The sequence below is a fragment of the Acinetobacter wuhouensis genome (assembly GCF_001696605.3).
GTDB lineage: Bacteria > Pseudomonadota > Gammaproteobacteria > Pseudomonadales > Moraxellaceae > Acinetobacter > Acinetobacter wuhouensis.
On the sequence record NZ_CP031716.1, the window covers coordinates 2,286,329 to 2,307,165 of the forward strand.

Annotated in this window: 17 protein-coding genes, 2 tRNA genes and 3 rRNA genes; 5 read left to right on the plus strand and 17 right to left on the minus strand. The window is 39.4% G+C overall.

The window, feature by feature from the left end:
* Positions 1–11: 11 nt before the first annotated feature.
* The 10 genes from BEN71_RS11720 to BEN71_RS11765 form a co-directional block, all read right to left on the minus strand.
* Positions 12–1,442 (minus strand): molybdopterin-binding domain-containing protein, encoded by a 1,431-nt coding sequence (locus BEN71_RS11720; RefSeq protein ID WP_068973225.1) that lies wholly within the window; start codon positions 1,440–1,442, stop codon positions 12–14.
* Between the two features lie 218 nt (positions 1,443–1,660).
* On the minus strand, positions 1,661–2,869 hold the full coding sequence (gene trpB / locus BEN71_RS11725; RefSeq protein WP_068973226.1) for a tryptophan synthase subunit beta: 1,209 nt from the start codon (positions 2,867–2,869) through the stop codon (positions 1,661–1,663).
* A 51-nt stretch (positions 2,870–2,920) separates the two neighbouring features.
* Positions 2,921–4,108, minus strand: coding sequence for a vWA domain-containing protein (locus tag BEN71_RS11730; RefSeq protein WP_068973227.1), 1,188 nt, complete (start codon positions 4,106–4,108; stop codon positions 2,921–2,923).
* 15 nt (positions 4,109–4,123) lie between these two features.
* The gene (locus BEN71_RS11735; RefSeq protein ID WP_068973228.1) at positions 4,124–4,975 is read right to left on the minus strand and encodes an AAA family ATPase; all 852 of its coding nucleotides are present in this window, start codon (positions 4,973–4,975) and stop codon (positions 4,124–4,126) included.
* Positions 4,976–4,995: 20 nt separating this feature from the next.
* A complete protein-coding gene (locus BEN71_RS11740; RefSeq protein WP_068973229.1) occupies positions 4,996–5,409 on the minus strand; it encodes a hypothetical protein in 414 nt (137 codons plus the stop codon).
* Positions 5,402–5,707: a YcgL domain-containing protein gene (locus BEN71_RS11745; RefSeq protein WP_068973230.1), complete on the minus strand. Its 306-nt coding sequence runs from the start codon at positions 5,705–5,707 to the stop codon at positions 5,402–5,404. The genes BEN71_RS11740 and BEN71_RS11745 overlap by 8 nt, the downstream gene beginning before the upstream one ends.
* Positions 5,708–5,887: 180 nt before the next feature.
* Positions 5,888–7,030 (minus strand): ribonuclease D, encoded by a 1,143-nt coding sequence (locus BEN71_RS11750; protein ID WP_068973231.1) that lies wholly within the window; start codon positions 7,028–7,030, stop codon positions 5,888–5,890.
* 391 nt (positions 7,031–7,421) lie between these two features.
* Entirely contained in the window at positions 7,422–8,018 is a 597-nt protein-coding gene (gene recR / locus BEN71_RS11755) for a recombination mediator RecR (RefSeq protein ID WP_068973232.1), read from the minus strand.
* A gap of 10 nt (positions 8,019–8,028) precedes the next feature.
* Positions 8,029–8,358 carry a YbaB/EbfC family nucleoid-associated protein gene (locus BEN71_RS11760; RefSeq protein WP_068973233.1) on the minus strand — a complete coding sequence of 110 codons (330 nt, stop codon included), beginning with the start codon at positions 8,356–8,358 and terminating at the stop codon, positions 8,029–8,031.
* A 111-nt stretch (positions 8,359–8,469) separates the two neighbouring features.
* Positions 8,470–9,657 carry an O-succinylhomoserine sulfhydrylase gene (locus tag BEN71_RS11765; RefSeq protein WP_068973234.1) on the minus strand — a complete coding sequence of 396 codons (1,188 nt, stop codon included), beginning with the start codon at positions 9,655–9,657 and terminating at the stop codon, positions 8,470–8,472.
* Between the two features lie 141 nt (positions 9,658–9,798).
* On the opposite strand from BEN71_RS11765, the gene BEN71_RS11770 reads away from it, so the two are divergent.
* From BEN71_RS11770 to BEN71_RS11790, 5 genes are all read left to right on the plus strand, one after another.
* On the plus strand, positions 9,799–10,890 hold the full coding sequence (locus tag BEN71_RS11770) for an alpha/beta fold hydrolase (protein ID WP_068973235.1): 1,092 nt from the start codon (positions 9,799–9,801) through the stop codon (positions 10,888–10,890).
* Positions 10,891–10,911: 21 nt separating this feature from the next.
* Positions 10,912–11,784, plus strand: a complete 873-nt coding sequence (locus BEN71_RS11775; RefSeq protein WP_068973236.1) for an NAD(P)-dependent oxidoreductase — start codon at positions 10,912–10,914, stop codon at positions 11,782–11,784.
* A gap of 80 nt (positions 11,785–11,864) precedes the next feature.
* Entirely contained in the window at positions 11,865–12,131 is a 267-nt protein-coding gene (locus BEN71_RS11780; RefSeq protein ID WP_068973237.1) for a YARHG domain-containing protein, read from the plus strand.
* A 25-nt stretch (positions 12,132–12,156) separates the two neighbouring features.
* The gene (locus BEN71_RS11785; protein WP_068973238.1) at positions 12,157–12,573 is read left to right on the plus strand and encodes an HIT family protein; all 417 of its coding nucleotides are present in this window, start codon (positions 12,157–12,159) and stop codon (positions 12,571–12,573) included.
* A 222-nt stretch (positions 12,574–12,795) separates the two neighbouring features.
* The gene (locus BEN71_RS11790; RefSeq protein WP_068973239.1) at positions 12,796–13,893 is read left to right on the plus strand and encodes a porin; all 1,098 of its coding nucleotides are present in this window, start codon (positions 12,796–12,798) and stop codon (positions 13,891–13,893) included.
* 81 nt (positions 13,894–13,974) lie between these two features.
* Here BEN71_RS11790 and BEN71_RS11795 read toward each other — a convergent pair whose 3' ends face one another.
* The 7 genes from BEN71_RS11795 to BEN71_RS11825 all read right to left on the minus strand — a co-directional run bounded on the left by BEN71_RS11795 (position 13,975) and on the right by BEN71_RS11825 (position 20,491).
* On the minus strand, positions 13,975–14,520 hold the full coding sequence (locus BEN71_RS11795; RefSeq protein ID WP_068973240.1) for a DUF4256 domain-containing protein: 546 nt from the start codon (positions 14,518–14,520) through the stop codon (positions 13,975–13,977).
* A 68-nt stretch (positions 14,521–14,588) separates the two neighbouring features.
* Positions 14,589–14,813, minus strand: coding sequence for a hypothetical protein (locus BEN71_RS11800; protein WP_161553510.1), 225 nt, complete (start codon positions 14,811–14,813; stop codon positions 14,589–14,591).
* 221 nt (positions 14,814–15,034) lie between these two features.
* Positions 15,035–15,149, minus strand: a 5S ribosomal RNA gene (rrf, locus tag BEN71_RS11805).
* 196 nt (positions 15,150–15,345) lie between these two features.
* A 23S ribosomal RNA gene (locus BEN71_RS11810) occupies positions 15,346–18,237 on the minus strand.
* Between the two features lie 430 nt (positions 18,238–18,667).
* Positions 18,668–18,743 (minus strand) — tRNA-Ala (locus tag BEN71_RS11815).
* A gap of 73 nt (positions 18,744–18,816) precedes the next feature.
* A tRNA-Ile gene (locus BEN71_RS11820) sits at positions 18,817–18,893 on the minus strand.
* A 59-nt stretch (positions 18,894–18,952) separates the two neighbouring features.
* Positions 18,953–20,491, minus strand: a 16S ribosomal RNA gene (locus tag BEN71_RS11825).
* Together the 16S, 23S and 5S rRNA genes with 2 tRNA genes alongside form the textbook arrangement of a ribosomal RNA operon.
* Positions 20,492–20,837: the final 346 nt, after the last annotated feature.

A 20,837-nucleotide genomic window follows, 5' to 3' on the forward strand; every position in this document is an offset into this window, starting at 1 on the left:
TATAATGCTTCTTAAATTTCCAAATAATATAAATGATCACCTGCTTTTAAATCTCCATCAATCTTTTTGATTGGAATAAAGCAATTACAATTCCTGAAAAAAAATATATTATCGGGTCTTATATCATCCGTATCAAAAATAGTAATTTCTGCATTTTTTTTCATAGAAAACTTATCTGCATCTTGTGGTTCGAATTGCGTAACAAATGCCCATCTAATTGTATTTCGCTTCCCTTCTTTCCAATCAATATAATAGTCATGAGTCAAAACAGCCACTTTATAATCAGGAGAATGAAACTTCTGCTCTTTAAAACTTTTCAGCATGGGTTTAATCCACATAGTCATATTAATTATAATATCTTGCATACAACCTGGTAAATAACACACTACTGCACGATTTTCCAATCTAAAAACTCTGTTTCCTTTTACCATATTGTTTTCATAGTATTTTTTTTGAAAGTTAGATATAGGTTGCCGTAAATCTCCAAAATAAATATAAAACTTATTGTCATCAATATAATTATTTAAAATAGAATAAGTTTGTCTAAAACCTCTTTTTAAACCTAAATTTCTTGTACTATATGAATCAGATAACCCACATGCCACTACAAAATCATATTCTTCTGTAATTTTTGAAATTTCTTTTTTAAATTGTTCAAATTCATTGGCTATGCCAGCATCAACAGCTTCAACATTCATTCTATTTTCTTTGACTGGTTTAATTTTAATAGTGTCAAAAATATACCCCCAATCTGTTAAACAATCTTGGATATATTGAAATTCAAGATTTTTATTATAATATTCAATATCATAATCTGCATACAAAACTACGATTTTAATATCTTTATAAACCAGTATTTTATCTACCCCTGCCTGACTCATAAGTGCTTTTTTAACACTGTTAATAATTTCATTTTGTTTTAGCAGTAACTCACTTTCTTGATAATCTTCTCCTTTAAGGAACAGCCCCTGTCCCTTAGTAATTGGTACTAATTCATTATCTTCGCTACTTATGATTTGTTCACAATGCCATGGATGTGCGTGTGACCTAGAAATTACTGTGTTCGCAATAGCGCCTATTTGTATATATTTATCTATAAATGATTGGATTTTGATATTTTTATCTAAAGCATAAGGATTTTCACCTAATTCTAATTTATTAAAAAAATTCTGTTTATCATGTTTTTTGAATTGATCAATCGTAGTGATATCTTCATCTAAATTAAACATATAGCCTTCTATGGCAGAGAGCGCTACTTGTGGATAGCAACGAGACGCTAATACATCCTGTGCAAGCTTTCGACCAACACTATCACTTACTTTGACCAATTCTTTTTCAAATAATGAATAATCTTTTTCTACCACTCTTCTGAATTGATGATCCATTAATTGGTAAATCATTTCTAGTACGCTATTGGCTGCATATATGTTTTTAATATTCATGAAAGACCTTTTTTGAGTAATAGTATATTGTTAAAATTTCTTATAGTGTCCTTAAGTTCTTATTTAAGAATACTTTGTTCCAAAGCACTACAGATTTTACAAATTCAAACCGATTTACTATTAATATGCATAATACAAAGTTTTAATTTATGATTATTATATCAAACAATAAAAAACCTAGCCGTAGCTAGGTTTTATCAAATCAGATCGTTAGAAAATTAGTTCAAACCCAATTTTCCAGCAACATAATCTGCATCTTTATCGCCACGACCAGAAAGGTTCACAACAATCTTAGTGTCTTTAGACAGTTTCGGCGCTTCACGAATCGCCCATGCCACCGCATGTGAGCTTTCTAGTGCAGGCACAATACCTTCAACACGAGAAAGTGTCATAAATGCATCTAAACATTCTTGGTCTGTCGCTGTTGAATATTCCACACGACCTAAATCTTTCAAGAAGCTATGCTGAGGACCTACCCCCGGATAATCCAATCCAGATGCAATCGAATGCACAGGTAAAGGTTCGCCCTGCTCATCCTCAAGCACATAACACGCCATACCATGAATTTGGCTTGGTTTACCCAAAGTCAAAGTCGCAGAATGCATATCTGTATCTAAACCATGACCCGCAGGCTCTACACCCACCAACTTCACATCAGCATCATTTAAAAATGCTGTGAATGCACCGACAGCATTTGAACCACCACCAACACAGGCAACCACATAGTCTGGATGCGCACCAAAGCGATCTTGAGTTTGGACTTTAATTTCATTACCAATGATTGATTGGAAATCACGTACCATTTTCGGGAACGGATGTGGACCGACGACAGAACCAATCGCATAGATAAAGTTCTTCGGATCTTTTAAATATTCTTCAAATGCGCTATCTACAGCATCTTTTAATGTTGCAGTACCTTGAGTCACAGAAACCAGTTTTGCACCCAAAATCTTCATTTTCACAACATTTGGATGTTCTTTTTCAATATCCACTTGTCCCATATGAATTTCACATGGAATACCCACCAAAGCACATGCTGTCGCCAAAGCCACACCATGTTGACCCGCGCCAGTTTCTGCAATCACTTTGGTTTTATTCATATACTTGGCAAGTAATGCTTCACCTAAGCAGTGATTGATTTTGTGTGCGCCCGTGTGATTTAAATCTTCACGTTTCAGATAAATTTGCGCACCGCCCAATTGATCAGACAAACGCTTTGCATGGAACAAAGGACTTGGGCGTCCTACATAATGGGCAAATAAATCAGCGAGTTCATTTTGAAATTCTGGTGTTTTACGAATCGCTTCATAAGCCACATTAATTTCATCCATCGCTTCTTTTAGATGTGGAGGAATAAACTGACCGCCGTACTCACCAAAGAAACCGTCTTCATTGGGTAAAGCTATTCCGTTAATTTGATGTTCCATCATATTTCCATTTTTAAATTGGTTGCTGGATAGATCTTCAAGTATTCCAAATCAACGTGATAAATACTTGGTCATGTCTTCAATGCCTTTCAGTGTCATTGGAAACATGTGATCTTCGAAAATTTGTTTGATCGCAGCAACGGTTTGAGTGTAGTGCCAATAATTCTGTTCTTCAGGATTCAGCCAAGCCGTTTTTTCAAAATGATTGCGCAAACGACGTAGCCAAACTTCACCCGCTTCTTCATTATTATATTCCACTGAACCACCGACTGATCTTAGTTCATAAGGTGCCATACTGGCATCGCCCACGACAATTACACGATAGTCTTTACCATAGGTATTAAATAAATCCCAAGTATTCATACGGCTTGATGAGCGACGGAAATTGTCTTTCCACACATAGTCATATAAGCAGTTATGGAAATAGAAATATTCTAAAGTTTTAAATTCAGTTTTGGCTGCGCTGAATAATTTTTCACATTGGGCAATATGTGCATCCATCGAACCACCAATATCAAATAACATCAAAACTTTGATACGGTTACGACGCTCAGGCACCATTTGCACATCTAAGATGCCCTGCTTTGCTGTTTCATAAATGGTACTGTTAATGTCCAACTCTTCAGCAGCACCTTGACGGGCAAACTTACGCAAACGACGCAATGCCATTTGCATTTGTCGTGTACCTAAAATCTGTTCATCATCAAGATTTTGGTATTTACGTTGTTCCCAAACTTTGACTGCTGAATTTTTACGGCTTGGACCACCTATTCGAACACCTTCAGGATGATCACCAAATGCACCAAAAGGTGAAGTACCACCTGTACCAACCATGCGGTTGCCACCTTGATGTTTTTTATGCTGTTCACGTAGACGCTCTTCCAGCATTTTCATCAATTCTTCAAGCGAACCTGCTTTCATCAATTCAGCACGTTGCTCTGGTGTTAGATGCTTTTCTAATAATTCGAGATCAAACCAATCTTTCGGTAATTTTTGAACTTTATTGAGCAGATCATCAATATCAAAGGTATGAATACCTTCGAAATAATCTTTCATAGCACGATCAAATTTGTCAAAGAAGCGCTCATCTTTGACCATCACCGTTTTCACCAATTGATAGAAATCTTCTTGATCTGCAAACACCAAACCTTCACTGACAGCTCGGTTTAAGTCTATCAATTCTCGGGTCGAAACAGGGACACCATATTTTCTGAGGGTATAGAACAATCGCACAAACATATTGCGATCTCCCCATTAACGACGCGACATAAAGGCTAAGCGTTCAAGCAATTGAACATCTTGCTCATTTTTAATCAGTGCACCATACAATGGTGGAATGGCTTTAGATTTATCATGATTGCGCAATACATCTTCTGGCATATCATCTGCCATCAATAAGCTTAACCAATCAATCAATTCAGACGTAGATGGTAGTTTCTTTAAACCAGGCACTTGGCGTAACTTAAAGAACACTTGTAAAGCTTCAGAGACCAAAGTACCAGAAATACTTGGGAAATGCACTGCGATAATTTCACGCATCGTCGCTTCATCTGGAAATTCAATATAATGGAAGAAACAACGACGCAAGAATGCATCTGGTAATTCTTTCTCATTATTTGATGTAATGATCACGATTGGGCGTTGCGTCGCAGTAATCGTTTCACCTGTTTCATAAACATAAAACGACATTTTATCGAGTTCATGCAATAAATCATTTGGAAACTCAATATCTGCTTTATCAATCTCATCAATTAACAGTACACAGCGCTCTTCGCTGGTAAATGCTTCCCACAACTTACCTGGTTTGATGTAGTTTTTAATGTCATAAACACGATCATCACCTAACTGGCTGTCACGTAAACGAGAAACTGCATCGTATTCATACAAACCTTGCTGTGCTTTGGTTGTAGACTTAATATGCCAAGTAATCAGTTTTAAACCAAGGCTTTCAGCAACTTGCTCTGCAAGCAAAGTTTTACCTGTACCAGGCTCCCCTTTGACCAATAATGGCTTTTGCAATGCACGCGCTGCTTTTACAGCCAGTTTCAGACTATCCGTCGCGATATACTGTTCAGTACCTGTAAATTGTTGAGAATCAACAGACATAAATAACCTTTATTTTTTATTTAAAGTGGTGAAGTATTTTTTGCTACTGTGCTTTTTTGGGTAATTTTATTGGCTTTGTAATTTGACCAAAAGTAACCGATGACCAATCCAATCCCGATGACAAAACTGATCAAAGCAAGATTAGACCAAACCAATGGTGTGTCTTTAGTTAAAATACCAAATAACAATCCGAAAATTGCAGGCGCAATTTCAGAGTTAGGTCCTTCAGAAATTGTTGGGGTTGCAAGAACTGCAAATACAATAATCCATGTAATACCGCCAAGCAGTGCTGGTAGGCGTTTTGCAATACCGTACCAACACCATAAAATAATCAGTGTCCCAAGAATATAGACTGTAACTGCAATACTATCTTCTGGGATAGAATCAAATAAACCTAAAAAGTTTGCCCATATTCCTGATAACTGCTCAAGCACCACGTAGTCCCTCTGGTTCAACCGCATTCGGATTAATTAAACCTTCTGGCGGCATTTGAATAAAGAAGCCTTTTGTTTGTAACGAATCTATTACATGTGACACATTCACACGTGCCAATTTACGAGATTCAGATAACTCAAGATGCATCACATATGTCGCACGACCAAATGCAACACGTAGCGCGTCTGACAAAACCGCTAAAGGATCAGCATTTTCATCTTCATTTGGATGATCTGGACGAGCCACATAAAGATACATTTCGTCTTTTTTGCTCGATTTGTAAATATCACAATGCATTTTAAACAACAGCTTCAATAAAACTCATGTCACAGCATACATGAAAAAAACGACAGATACATTATCGAAAGTTTACGCAGCAGTCGTTATTTATCGTCATTTGTAAATCTTTGATCAGAAATAGATCACTTTATGTATCTAAAAGTTCGATGAATCAGTCATGCCATGAGCCACTTTTATTCAATCATTCACTTTCATCTGTTTTGATAAATATTGCTCATCTTCACGTAGTAAGCGAATTAATGGTTGCGTTAAAAGATCATAGCGCCAACCCAATAAATAGCCTGGCAAATCTTGCTCATCACCATGAAAGACCACATGCTGATACAAGGCATTCAACCATTTTTTACGCATCAATACTTCTTTCGGTACTTGTGCATCTTGTGATATTTGCGTAATTAAATGGTCTAATTCAGCCGTAATCCCTTGTGATGAATGCTTAATTGGACGTGCAATACGCAATGGCCACTCATCCATTTCAGGTAAAAACTTCAATAAATCCAAAATCGTCTTGCCATGCTCTCGCACCACATTTGGACGAATGCCTTTCACACTCGAAAGTTGAAACATATTCTTTGGATTGACTTCAACCAAATCAATCATTGTCGCACTTTTTAGAATAAAGCTACGTGGTTGATTGAGCGCTTTCACCATCTCTTCGCGCCATACACTCAATTGTTGCAATTGCATCAACTGTTTACGTGAATGTCGATAATTCCCAATATCACTATATAGCCTTTCTTTTGGTGTTTCAGACGCAATTTCAATAGTCAAATTTTGACAATCTTCAAGTACGTGTTGATATAAACTTTTTTGTTCTAATTCTACTTTCAACTTATCTGCTAGATTCATAATGTATAAAACATCATTAGCAGCATAATTCATTTGGTCAGATGTTAAAGGGCGCGCTAACCAATCTGAGCGTGTTTGATCTTTATCAATATCAATATCTAACACTAACTTTAACGCATTCTGATAACTGACTTGTAGACCATGACCAAGAAATGACAAAGCGACTTGGGTATCAAAAACATTGGAAAGATTTTTCTGGTCAGCATAATGAAAAATCAAATCAATATCTTCACCACAGGCGTGAAAGATATTTTGTTGCGCTTGGAATAACTGTGCCCAAAATTTATCTAAATTTAATGTTGTACCATCGAGTAAAAAAACCTGACCATTGACATTGATCTGAAAAACACCGAGCTTTGGCCAAAGTGTATCGACTTTTATAAATTCAGTGTCTAAGCCATAAATCGATGCTTGCTGCATTAAATGCAACACTTGATCAAGTTCAGCCTGTTGATTGATAAATTGAAACATGTCAGTTGAGTCAAATGTGATATTCGAAAGTGTCTTCGATTTTACCTGAATATATAATATATAAATATAATATTTTTAAACTATTTCCATATAAATACTTTATTTTACAGTAAATTTAAGAAATCAATTTAAATTTAAATATAGTTTTTACAACTTACTCAACACATTGTTTAGAATATATGATGAATAGATTTACAAATCATAGATGTAGCTGAGTTTACCTAAAAAAATAACGGATTAATGTAAATATATTTAAACAAAATAGGGTTTATTTCACTTCTATGCTTCTAATTTCAAAAATTAAAAACAAAAAGATCCATAAACCCTAAAGCTAAACTGTTTGAATGCAGTTTAAATCAATTTATTTAAATAAAATATTTACAACAGTAAATTACTTCATTTTCATACGATTATGTACAGCCTGACTCAGCGTATGGCTATCCACATATTCCAACTCACCACCTTGCGGCACACCTTGAGCAATACGCGTCATTTGTAATGATAGATGCTTCGTCGCCTCTACCAAATAATGCGCAGTCGCTTGCCCTTCTACTGTTGCATTGGTTGCAAGAATGACTTCTGTGACCTTTCCATCACTCAAGCGCTGAACCAAATAAGGGATACCGATTTCTTCAGGACCAATACCATCCAAGGGTGACAAATGCCCACCCAAAACATGATATTTCCCTTTAAAACTACCACTTTGTTCAATTGCCATAACATCAGCCGGCGACTCAACCACACAAAGCAACTGGTCATCACGCTCTGTAGAACAGCAAATATCACAGACTTCATTTTCAGTCAGTGAATGGCAAATACCGCATTCATGAATATAAGAAGTTGCTTCATTCAACGCATGCGCCAAACCAATCGCACCTTCTTTATTCTTCATGATTAAATGCAATGCCATACGTTGAGCCGATTTTGGCCCAACACTTGGCAATATTCGTAAGGCTTGTACGAGCTGATCGAAACGGTCGCTAAACACCTATACTTCCTTAGAATAAACCTGAAAGACCTGGTGGTAAGCCCATACCTGAATTTGCAGCCTTCATTTTTTCTTCTGAAATCGCTTCAGCTTGACGTGCAGCATCATTCATTGCTGCAGCGATCAAATCTTCGATCATATCCGCATCATCTTGCAAAAGTTCAGGATTGATTTCGATACGTTTAACCACGTTACGGCAAGTCATTGTTACTTTAACTAAACCGCCACCCGCTTCAGCATGAACTTCAGTTTGTGCAAGCTCTTCTTTGGCTTTTTGTACGTTTTTTTCCATGTCTTTTTGCATGCGTTGAGCTTGCTGCATGAGCATATTAATGTTCATAAATTACTCCGAACAAAAGTCCTTTGATTCAAATACTAACTCAATGGTTTAGATCAGACTCAATCCGATCTAAACCATTTTCTAAAATTAATTCGTCAATTCGTGCCTATCTTAAATTAAATCTAGGCCATGAGAAAGGTCACCAATAATATCATCGATGTTTTCCAAACCAACTGATACACGAATCAACCCTTCAACAATACCCGCTGCTTGTTTAGCTTCCGCTGACATACGACCATGTGAAGTTGTCGCTGGATGTGTAATTGTTGATTTAGCATCACCTAAGTTACTAGTAATTGAAAGGAAACGAGTATTATCAATGACGGTCCAAGCACCTTGACGTTCACCTTTTACAACAAATGATACAACACCACCAAAGCCTGATTGTTGCTTTTTAGCCAATTCATGACCTGGATGATGTGGCAAGCCAGCAAAATAAACTTTTTCAACTTTTTCATGTTGATCTAGCCATTCTGCTAATTTTTGTGCACTTTCACAATGCGCTTTCATGCGCAGATTGAGAGTTTCTAAACCTTTTAAGAAGATCCATGCATTAAATGGACTCATCGAATTACCTAAGGTACGAATTACCCCGTTAATTTCTTCTACAAGCTTGTCTTTACCAACAACTGCACCACCAAGCGCACGACCTTGACCATCAATATATTTTGTTGATGAATATACGATTAAGTCTGCACCAAACTTAATCGGCTGCTGCAGCACAGGCGTACAGAATGTGTTGTCTACAGCGAATAATGCATCGTTTTCATGGGCAATATCCGCAATTGCCTGCATATCACCCACTTGAGCCAATGGATTTGATGGCGTTTCAATAAACAATAAGCGTGTATTTGGACGAATCGCCTGTTTCCATCCTTCAAGATCATCTAAATCTACAAAAGTAACATCAACACCAAACTTAACGACATATTTTTCAAATAATGAAATGATTGAACCAAATACAGCACGTGAACAGATTACATGATCACCAGCTTTTAAATATGCCATACACACTGCATGCACAGCCGCCATACCTGAACTTGTTGCCACGGCACGTTCTGCGCCATCCATAATCGCCAAACGTTTTTCAAAAGTTTGAACTGTAGGATTGGTATAACGTGAATAGGTATTCCCTTGAATTTCACCAGAAAATTTAGCAGCAGCATCAGCAGCGCTTTCGCATACAAATGATGAGGTTAAATAGATCGGCTCACTATGCTCACCCTCAAAACCACGGGTATGCCCTGTACGAATGGCTAAAGTATCAAGTTGGTATTCAATGTCGTCGTGCTGGCTCATTTCAACTACTCAGTCCTAAAACTGCCTTTGTAAAATATTGCCAACATTTTGAGCGTCCAATGTATTTAAGGTCAAGGTAAAATGTAAAATTATCGCTTACACTTCGGACAAATCTGCTTAAAAATGAGACAAACATCGCTTATGGCAAGAGTATCGACAAAGTTTCAAGAACGAAAGGCTAAATTAAAAAATCTGTCTACGCGAATTTTTAATGGAAAGTCACTCGTCCTCTCACAAAGTACACCTTATGATGTGATTGCTGAACACGATCAAACCAAGGTGCGCTTCTACGCAGCCCCTGAAAAAAAATTTAAAGAACCACTCGTCTTTACTGCTCCCTTATCTATCAATATGGCGATTTATGACTTATATCCATATCGTTCATTGATTAAATATTATACCGAACAAGGTTTTGATGTTTATTTACTAGATTGGGGAAAACTAACTTTCCAAGATAGACACTTAAACTTCTTATATTTTATTGATGAATCAATGCCTTATTGTATTGAAAAAATTCGTGAACATTCTCAAAGTGAACAAATTTCATTACATGGTTGGAGTATGGCAGGCATTTTTGTATTGCTTTATACCGCGATGCAAACGCCGAATTATGTTAAAAATTTAATCGTTCTTGCAAGTCCAATTGACAGTTATGCCTCTGGTGGCATTGGTAAACTCTATAAAAGAATAAATAGTTTAATTATTAAAAATAAGAAAATTAAAGATACCCTATACAAAGGTGGTTTACCCAAAAAATTCATTCATTCACCAGGTCTTTTAAATGCTATTGGCTTTAAAATTTTAGACCCTAAAGGTTGGTATGAAGGTCATAAGCAGTTACTTCTTAATCTTGATGATAAAGAACTGTTACATGAGCATGCGACACTTGGCAATTTTTTAAATCATATGGTGGATTATCCAGGCGGTATTAATCAAGATATGTTGTTTAATGTCTGGCTACAAAATCCATTAAAAAATGGCTCAATCCAACTTAGTAGCAACATCATCGAGCTTAAAAATATCAATTGTTCACTCTTGGTCGGTGCTGGTAAAGGTGACCAAATGGTAACAGCAAATGCAGTTAAGCCTTTAAGCGAATTGACAAATAGTACTGATGTCACGTTTACTCTTATTCCTGGAGGACATTTAGGTTTGATGTCGAGTCAAAAAAGTGCCGATGAATTTTGGCCTAAAATGTCTGAATGGTTAGCACAACGATCAAGCAAAATTTAAAAGCAGGCTTAAGAGAGAATTATGAGTACAACAGTTGCATTTATTGGATTAGGCGCGATGGGTTACCGCATGGCAGCGCATCTACCTAAACATTTCGATACGGTTTATGTATGGAACCGTAATTTCGAAAAGGCCAAACAACATGCAACAGAGTATGCTACGACAGCTGTTGAAATATCCCAAGCCGTACAAGCCGACATCATTTTTTCATGCTTACCGACCAGCTTAGATGTTGAGAATTTAATTCAAGATTTAGAAATTAAATCAGGTGCTATTTGGGTGGATTGTACTAGTGGTGTGCCTGAGTCTGCGCGTAAACTTGCTTCAACACTTGCTCAAAATAATGTTCAATTTCTTGATGCACCTGTGAGTGGTCAAACCATTGGGGCAGAAAATGCCACATTGACCTTTATGGTTGGTGGTCAAAAAGAAGCCTATGAGCAAGCACTTCCTGCAATGCAAGCACTCGGTAAACTGATTAAACATGTCGGAGATTCAGGTGCTGGCTTTGCAGTTAAAGCTGTGAATAATATGATGATGGCAGTACATCTGTGTGCCGCTGCTGAAGGTTTTACCACTTTAAAAGCACATGGTGTTAACTTAAATGAAGCTTTAGATTGTATTAATGCTTCCAGTGGTAAAAGTGGTGTAACTGAATCTGTTTTACCTCAACGTGTTTTCAATCGAAGCTTTCCCCTCACCTTTGCACTCCCCTTACTTGCCAAAGATACTGGAATCGCTGTTGATTTAGTCCGTGAAGCCAAATTATCCACTCCAGTCATCAGTTTGACTCAAAATTTAATCAATGTTGCCAATAATCTTGCCGAACCGGATAGTGATTTTTCGAGCGCTGTAAAAATGTACGAATCATGGAGTAAAATTACATTAGATTAATTTTTCGCCATTGAATAATAATAGTTACACCCTATAATCTAATCAAGTGACACGTGAATATGTCAATTTGAGGTAATACAATGAATAAGTATGTTATCGCGGCATTATCCGCTTTATCTATTTTTGTGGGTACACAAGCATTTGCTGACAATGCTCAGGAATGTAAAAAATTACAGGATGACTCCAATGTCATTTATGCATCAAAAGGCTTCTGTTTTAAAGATCCTGAAGCAAAAGCTAAATATGGTAATGACAATTGTTATACAAGTAAGCCTAAATTTTCTGAAAAAGAGCAACAAAAACTTGACTCTATAAAGGAACGTCAGAAAGAATTGAATTGTAAATAACATTCGACAATTTAAGGAAATGAATATGGCTTACGATGATCAGAATATTTTTGCACGAATTTTACGGGGTGAACTTCCTGCAATAAAAGTATATGAAGATGATCAAGTCCTTGCTTTTATGGATATCATGCCACAAGCAGATGGGCATACATTGGTGATTCCGAAGACACCCGCTGTAACTTTACTCGATTTAGATCCAGAAGCAGTTGCCTATACCATTAAAATTGTACAAAAAATAGCGCAAGCGATTGAAACAGGATTAGGGGTAACAGGCATTGTTTTAATGCAACTTTCTGGTACTTCTGCTGGACAAACAGTTCCGCATGTTCATTTTCATCTGATTCCAAGTTCTGTTCATGAATTAGGAAAACATGCTATACAAATGGGTGATCAAGATAAAATTAAAGCTTTTGCTGAGAAAATTAAAGCTGCGCTCAACTAAAAAGTTAAATAATTAAATATCTTAAAAAAAGAGGCTCATCGAGTCTCTTTTTTATTTTTGAAAACATTCATATAAATTTCGTCATTAAACTGTCATTTATTCTTCACTTATATGTAACAAAGTTTGCAGATACTGCATGCAAGTTAGTAAGCAACTGAACGAAAGACTTACTAAATAAAAAAAGCAACAGCAAACCCTTGAACATGTTTTGGAGAAATCTCAATGAAAAAAGTGCTACTCGCTGCAGCAATCGCCACTCTTAGCTTAAGCGCAGCTCAAGCAGCGCCTACATTGTATGGTAAGCTCAACGTATCTTTAGATCAAATTGACAAAAATGGCTTTAAAGATGAAAGCGTTACAAAATTAAACTCTAACTCATCACGTATTGGTGTTAAAGGCGAAGAAAAATTAACTGATAAATTATCAGCTGTTTATTTAGCAGAATGGGCAATCTCTACTGATGGTTCTGGTTCAGATACTGACCTTAATGCGCGTAACCGTTTCCTAGGTGTAAAAGCTGATGGTGTTGGTACATTAAAATTTGGTAAGTATGACTCTTATTTAAAAACTGCTGCTGGAAGCAACCAAGATATTTTCAACGATCACACTGAACTAGATATGACAGCTATCTTAGCTGGTGAAGATCGTCTAAATAACGTAATCGGTTTTGAATCTGATAAAAAATTACTTGGCGGTTTAGCATTTAACATCATGTTCCAACAAGGTGAAGAATCTGAAACTGCAAATAGCGCTACTTTAGGTAATAAAGGTAGCCGTAATGGTTTTGGCGACGGAATTTCTGGTTCGATTACTTACGACAATAAAGATTATGGTATCGCTGCTGCTGTAGCTGCAAACCATTCAATTGCATCGAAATACAGTGCCTACAACCTTTCTGGTGTCTACACTGATGCAGTACGTGTAACGGGTTCTATCGACTTAAAAACTGCAGGTATTGATGGTTTAGTATTTGGTGCTTTATGGCAAACAGCTCAACCGACAGATGATACTGTTGCAACAAGCTCTGGTACTCCTGCTGTAGTAACATCTTATAAAGGTCTACAAGAAGATTCTTTTGGTGTAACTGCTGCATATGCGATCCCGTCTACACCAATCAAATTAAAAGCTGAATATATCTCAGCAACAACAGAATCAAATGGTCGTGATGATCGTCAACAAGATATCTACGGTATTGGTGCTGATTACAACATCAATAAACAAGCACGTGTTTACGGTGTTGTAGCTCAACAAAAACGTGATTGGTTAGTAAAAGATGATAAGAAAACTGTGATCGGTTTAGGTATGGAATATAATTTCTAATACTGAACAAATCACAGTTAATAAAACGGTAAGTCTAGGCTTACCGTTTTTTTATTTAAAATTAAGTAAAAAATGCAACGACTAAATAACTAACTTTGTCCGAAATCCACGTGAAGAATAATAAGACTGCGCTCCATTATGGTATGTAAATACCTCTCCATAACGATAATCACAAAAAATCGCACCTCCTAAACTCCTAATTGATTCAGGTGTTTGTACCCAGCTCGATGTTTTAAAATCAAAATGGAAAATAGATTGTAAATCGCGATATTCTTGCTCTGTTAGAAGTTGTGACCCAATTTGCTTTACACAAGAGATCACACTATTTTGGGGAACATGATCTTTTCGACTCTTTAACGCTTCATCATCATAACAAAAACTTCTGCGTGGCTTAGGGCTTTCAACACTACAATCATAGAATGTAATGACATTAGATTTTGAATCCATGACAACAACATCAGGTTCACCACCCGTTTGCTCCATTTGAAATAAAGCATTCAATTTTTCAGGGTTTAGTAGTAATTGCTCATAAACCGATGCCCATTCTAGAGTAGAGTGACGAAACATATTCGCCTCAAATCTCTTTTTTAGAAGCTCCAGAGTCTGATCTACCAATTCTTTATCCATAATTTAATTCCAAAATAATGAATAACCCAATTTCGGTATCCTTTTGAAAGACTACATTTAAAATAAGCCTACCATTTCTCAAATTGTAAATTATCAATATCCTCAATTTGAATCATGGCATCCAATTCGTGAACTATTTGTAATGCACCCATCATTGTTGTATTTTTTGTATACGAACCATCAAGTTCAAGTATAGGAATATCAACCAAGATAGAATAATCTTGATTAACCATAAACTGTATACACAAATCATTCTGATCAATAATTCCTAAAAAATTATCTTTAATTAACAAGATCTGTTTCATAAATTGAATTATTTCTTCTTTTGATGCAGTTACTTCATTATCAGCAAGAATTTCTTCACCTTCATAATCCGTAAAAAATATTGATATCGCATTTTTATCTTAATTTGATTTATAAAATATAATATGTCACTGATAATATTTACAGTACATAAATAATTTAAACAAAAAAACACCCCAATCTCTTTAAAGACTGGGGTGTTGAATTTAAAAGCTGGCGATGACTTACTCTCACATGGGTAACCCCACACTACCATCAGCGCTAAGAGGTTTCACTTCTGAGTTCGGGAAGGGATCAGGTGGTTCACTCTTGCTATTGTCGCCAGCAAACTGTTTATGATTAATCACTTGGTCTTATTTAACTGTATTTACAGTGTGTGCCTAGCTTTGGTCAAATGAGTTATTAACAGGATAATTTGAGTTGGTAATTGTATCTAGCTTTTGAACTAAATCAAGGTCAATCATTACTGATTGTTTGGTTTTGAATCGATTGATGCATACAACACAACTGTTTGGGTGTTGTATAGTCAAGCCTCACGAGCAATTAGTATTGGTCAGCTTCACATGTCACCATGCTTCCACATCCAACCTATCAACGTCGTAGTCTTCAACGGCTCTTTAGAGGACATAAAGTCCTAGGGAAATCTTATCTTGAGGTAGGCTTCCCGCTTAGATGCTTTCAGCGGTTATCCCTTCCGAACATAGCTACCCGGCGATGCGACTGGCGTCACAACCGGTACACCAGAGGTTCGTCCACTCTGGTCCTCTCGTACTAGGAGCAGATCCTCTCAAATTTCCAACGCCCACGGTAGATAGGGACCGAACTGTCTCACGACGTTCTAAACCCAGCTCGCGTACCTCTTTAAATGGCGAACAGCCATACCCTTGGGACCTGCTTCAGCCCCAGGATGAGATGAGCCGACATCGAGGTGCCAAACACCGCCGTCGATATGAACTCTTGGGCGGTATCAGCCTGTTATCCCCAGAGTACCTTTTATCCGTTGAGCGATGGCCCTTCCATACAGAACCACCGGATCACTAAGACCTACTTTCGTACCTGCTCGACTTGTGGGTCTCGCAGTTAAGCGCGCTTTTGCCTTTATACTCTACGCGTGATTTCCGACCACGCTGAGCGCACCTTCGTACTCCTCCGTTACTCTTTAGGAGGAGACCGCCCCAGTCAAACTACCCACCAGACATGGTCCTCGTCCCGGATAACGGGACAGAGTTAGAACCTCAATATTACCAGGGTGGTATTTCAAGGACGGCTCCATGGCAACTAGCGTCGCCACTTCAAAGCCTCCCACCTATCCTACACAAGTAAGATCAAAGTTCAATGTCAAGCTGCAGTAAAGGTTCACGGGGTCTTTCCGTCTAGCCGCGGGTACACCGCATCTTCACGGCGATTTCGATTTCACTGAGCCTCTGCTGGAGACAGCGCCCCCATCATTATGCCATTCGTGCAGGTCGGAACTTACCCGACAAGGAATTTCGCTACCTTAGGACCGTTATAGTTACGGCCGCCGTTTACTGGGGCTTCGATCAAGAGCTTCGCTTACGCTAACCCCATCAATTAACCTTCCAGCACCGGGCAGGCATCACACCCTATACGTCCACTTTCGTGTTTGCAGAGTGCTATGTTTTTAATAAACAGTTGCAGGGGCCTGGTTTCTGTGGCTGTCGTCAGCTCAGGAAGCAAGTTCCATCACCAACAACAGCGTACCTTCTCCCGAAGTTACGGTACCATTTTGCCTAGTTCCTTCAGCAGAGTTCTCTCAAGCGCTTTGGTCTACTCGACCTGACCACCTGTGTCGGTTTCGGGTACGATTCCTGTGTAACTGAAGCTTAGAGACTTTTCTTGGAAGTATGGTATCAGCCACTTCGCTAGTAAACTAGCTTGCTATCAGTTCTCAGCATAGAGCACCCCGGATTTGCCTAAGATGCATGCCTACTACCTTTCACCTGGACAACCAACGCCAGGCTGACTTAACCTTCTCCGTCCTCTCATCGCATTACACAGAAGTATTGGAATATTAACCAATTTCCCATCGACTACGCCTCTCGGCCTCGCCTTAGGGGTCGACTCACCCAGCCCCGATTAACGTTGGACTGGAACCCTTGGTCTTTCAGCGAACGGGTTTTTCACCCGTTTTGTCGTTACTCACGTCAGCATTCGCACTTCTGATACCTCCAGCATGCTTCTCAACACACCTTCATCGGCTTACAGAACGCTCCCCTACCACTTACACTTACGTGTAAATCCGCAGCTTCGGTACTATATTTTAGCCCCGTTACATCTTCCGCGCAGGCCGACTCGACTAGTGAGCTATTACGCTTTCTTTAAAGGGTGGCTGCTTCTAAGCCAACCTCCTAGCTGTCTATGCCTTCCCACATCGTTTCCCACTTAATATAGATTTTGGGACCTTAGCTGGCGGTCTGGATTGTTTTCCTCTTGACTACGGACGTTAGCACCCGCAGTCTGTCTCCCGGATAGTACTCATTGGTATTCGGAGTTTGCATCGGTTTGGTAAGTCGGGATGACCCCCTAGCCGAAACAGTGCTCTACCCCCAATGGTATTCGTCCGAGGCGCTACCTAAATAGCTTTCGGGGAGAACCAGCTATCACCGAGTTTGATTAGCCTTTCACCCCTATCCACAAGTCATCCCCTGGCTTTTCAACGACAGTGGGTTCGGTCCTCCAGTTAGTGTTACCCAACCTTCAACCTGCTCATGGATAGATCACCCGGTTTCGGGTCTATACCCAGCAACTATGCGCCCTATTAAGACTCGATTTCTCTACGGCTCCCCTATACGGTTAACCTTGCTACTGAATATAAGTCGCTGACCCATTATACAAAAGGTACGCAGTCACCGAACAAGTCGGCTCCCACTGCTTGTATGCATGCGGTTTCAGGATCTATTTCACTCCCCTCACAGGGGTTCTTTTCGCCTTTCCCTCACGGTACTGGTTCACTATCGGTCAGTCAGGAGTATTTAGCCTTGGAGGATGGTCCCCCCATATTCAGACAAGGTTTCACGTGCCTCGCCCTACTCGTCATCATTATATGTGCCCTTTCGTGTACGGGACTATCACCCTCTACGGTAGCACTTCCCAGAGCTTTCCGCTAAAACACATATAACTTAATGGGCTGATCCCCGTTCGCTCGCCGCTACTGAGGGAATCTCAATTGATTTCTTTTCCTAAGGGTACTGAGATGTTTCACTTCCCCTCGTTTGCCTCGTAACACTATGTATTCATGTTACGATACCTATCTTATGATAAGTGGGTTCCCCCATTCAGAAATCTCCGGATCACAGGATATTTGCCGCCTCCCCGAAGCTTATCGCAGGCTATTACGTCTTTCATCGCCTCTGACTGCCAAGGCATCCACCACATGCACTTAATTACTTGACTATACAACCCCAAACAGTCGCTTGTTCCTACAAGTAGAACAATCAACATTACAGTTTGAAGTACTGTGCACCTAAGCACCGTACAGCTTCAATCTAAATTCATATACCAAAACGCTTGATTCAGTTTAATCGCTAGTAACTCAATTTCTCTTAATCATTCAAACATGTCACTTGCGTGTCATATTCTTATGTTTAATTGAAATGAGTATGAACAATTTATTTCAACTCAAATATATTCTGTTAATGATTAACTACCATCTCGTCGATGCGTAGTAAACTGTGATAAATCACAGAAGTTAACAAGACGCGTATAATACGCCGACTTCTTATTAATTTCTATAATCTAGGACTTCGTTCGATTAAAGCCTGCGCAAAGCATAGCTTTTTGCTTAAATTTTAAGGAAAAGCGTTGCTTTTCTATTCTTAAAATTTGGTGGAGACTAGGAGAGTCGAACTCCTGACCTCCTGCGTGCAAAGCAGGCGCTCTACCAACTAAGCTAAGTCCCCAGCTTAAGACCAATATATCTAATTTTCTGTATTCTATATTTAAACTCTCATTCAAATATTTCGTTAGTCAGAATGGTGGGTCTGACAAGACTTGAACTTGTGACCCCACGCTTATCAAGCGTGTGCTCTAACCAACTGAGCTACAGACCCTCAGATACATCAATGAAGAACAACTTGTTGTGGATTCTTACCAATCGTCAATCTTTCGTTAAGGAGGTGATCCAGCCGCAGGTTCCCCTACGGCTACCTTGTTACGACTTCACCCCAGTCATCGGCCACACCGTGGTAAGCGTCCTCCTTACGGTTAGACTACCTACTTCTGGTGCAACAAACTCCCATGGTGTGACGGGCGGTGTGTACAAGGCCCGGGAACGTATTCACCGCGGCATTCTGATCCGCGATTACTAGCGATTCCGACTTCATGGAGTCGAGTTGCAGACTCCAATCCGGACTACGATCGGCTTTTTGAGATTAGCATCACATCGCTGTGTAGCAACCCTTTGTACCGACCATTGTAGCACGTGTGTAGCCCTGGTCGTAAGGGCCATGATGACTTGACGTCGTCCCCGCCTTCCTCCAGTTTGTCACTGGCAGTATCCTTAAAGTTCCCACCCGAAGTGCTGGCAAATAAGGAAAAGGGTTGCGCTCGTTGCGGGACTTAACCCAACATCTCACGACACGAGCTGACGACAGCCATGCAGCACCTGTATGTAGATTCCCGAAGGCACCAATCCATCTCTGGAAAGTTTCTACTATGTCAAGACCAGGTAAGGTTCTTCGCGTTGCATCGAATTAAACCACATGCTCCACCGCTTGTGCGGGCCCCCGTCAATTCATTTGAGTTTTAGTCTTGCGACCGTACTCCCCAGGCGGTCTACTTATCGCGTTAGCTGCGCCACTAAAGCCTCAAAGGCCCCAACGGCTAGTAGACATCGTTTACGGCATGGACTACCAGGGTATCTAATCCTGTTTGCTCCCCATGCTTTCGTACCTCAGCGTCAGTATTAGGCCAGATGGCTGCCTTCGCCATCGGTATTCCTCCAGATCTCTACGCATTTCACCGCTACACCTGGAATTCTACCATCCTCTCCCATACTCTAGCTTCCCAGTATCGAATGCAATTCCCAAGTTAAGCTCGGGGATTTCACATCCGACTTAAAAAGCCGCCTACGCACGCTTTACGCCCAGTAAATCCGATTAACGCTCGCACCCTCTGTATTACCGCGGCTGCTGGCACAGAGTTAGCCGGTGCTTATTCTGCGAGTAACGTCCAAGCATCTTGGGTATTAACCAAGAGCTCCTCCTCCTCGCTTAAAGTGCTTTACAACCATAAGGCCTTCTTCACACACGCGGCATGGCTGGATCAGGGTTCCCCCCATTGTCCAATATTCCCCACTGCTGCCTCCCGTAGGAGTCTGGGCCGTGTCTCAGTCCCAGTGTGGCGGATCATCCTCTCAGACCCGCTACAGATCGTCGCCTTGGTAGGCCTTTACCCCACCAACTAGCTAATCCGACTTAGGCTCATCTATTAGCGCAAGGTCACAAGTGATCCCCTGCTTTCTCCCGTAGGACGTATGCGGTATTAGCGTTCCTTTCGAAACGTTGTCCCCCACTAATAGGCAGATTCCTAAGTATTACTCACCCGTCCGCCGCTAGGTCAGTTACCGAAGCAACTTCCCCCGCTCGACTTGCATGTGTTAAGCCTGCCGCCAGCGTTCAATCTGAGCCATGATCAAACTCTTCAGTTAAAATCATTAGTGACTTAAGGTCACAATTCTGGCTCATCAATTTTCTGACAAATTCTCTCAAATAAACTTCGAGTAATTTAAACCAATCAATCAATGATAATATTTCGATCAATCAATTAGTAAAAATCCACACAAGTTGTTCTTCATATTCTCTTAATGAATTATTTATCACCTCGTCAGTGATAAATAAGACGCAATAAACATTCAACAACTTAACCCTGTAAGCTAAGTTCGTTTGCTGTATCGCGTCGGGATGCAGTGCATTCTATAGATTTTCAAAACTAACGCAAGCCCTATTTTCAACAAAAACCACCGTGTGATTATTTTTCAAACAAAATGCACTAAA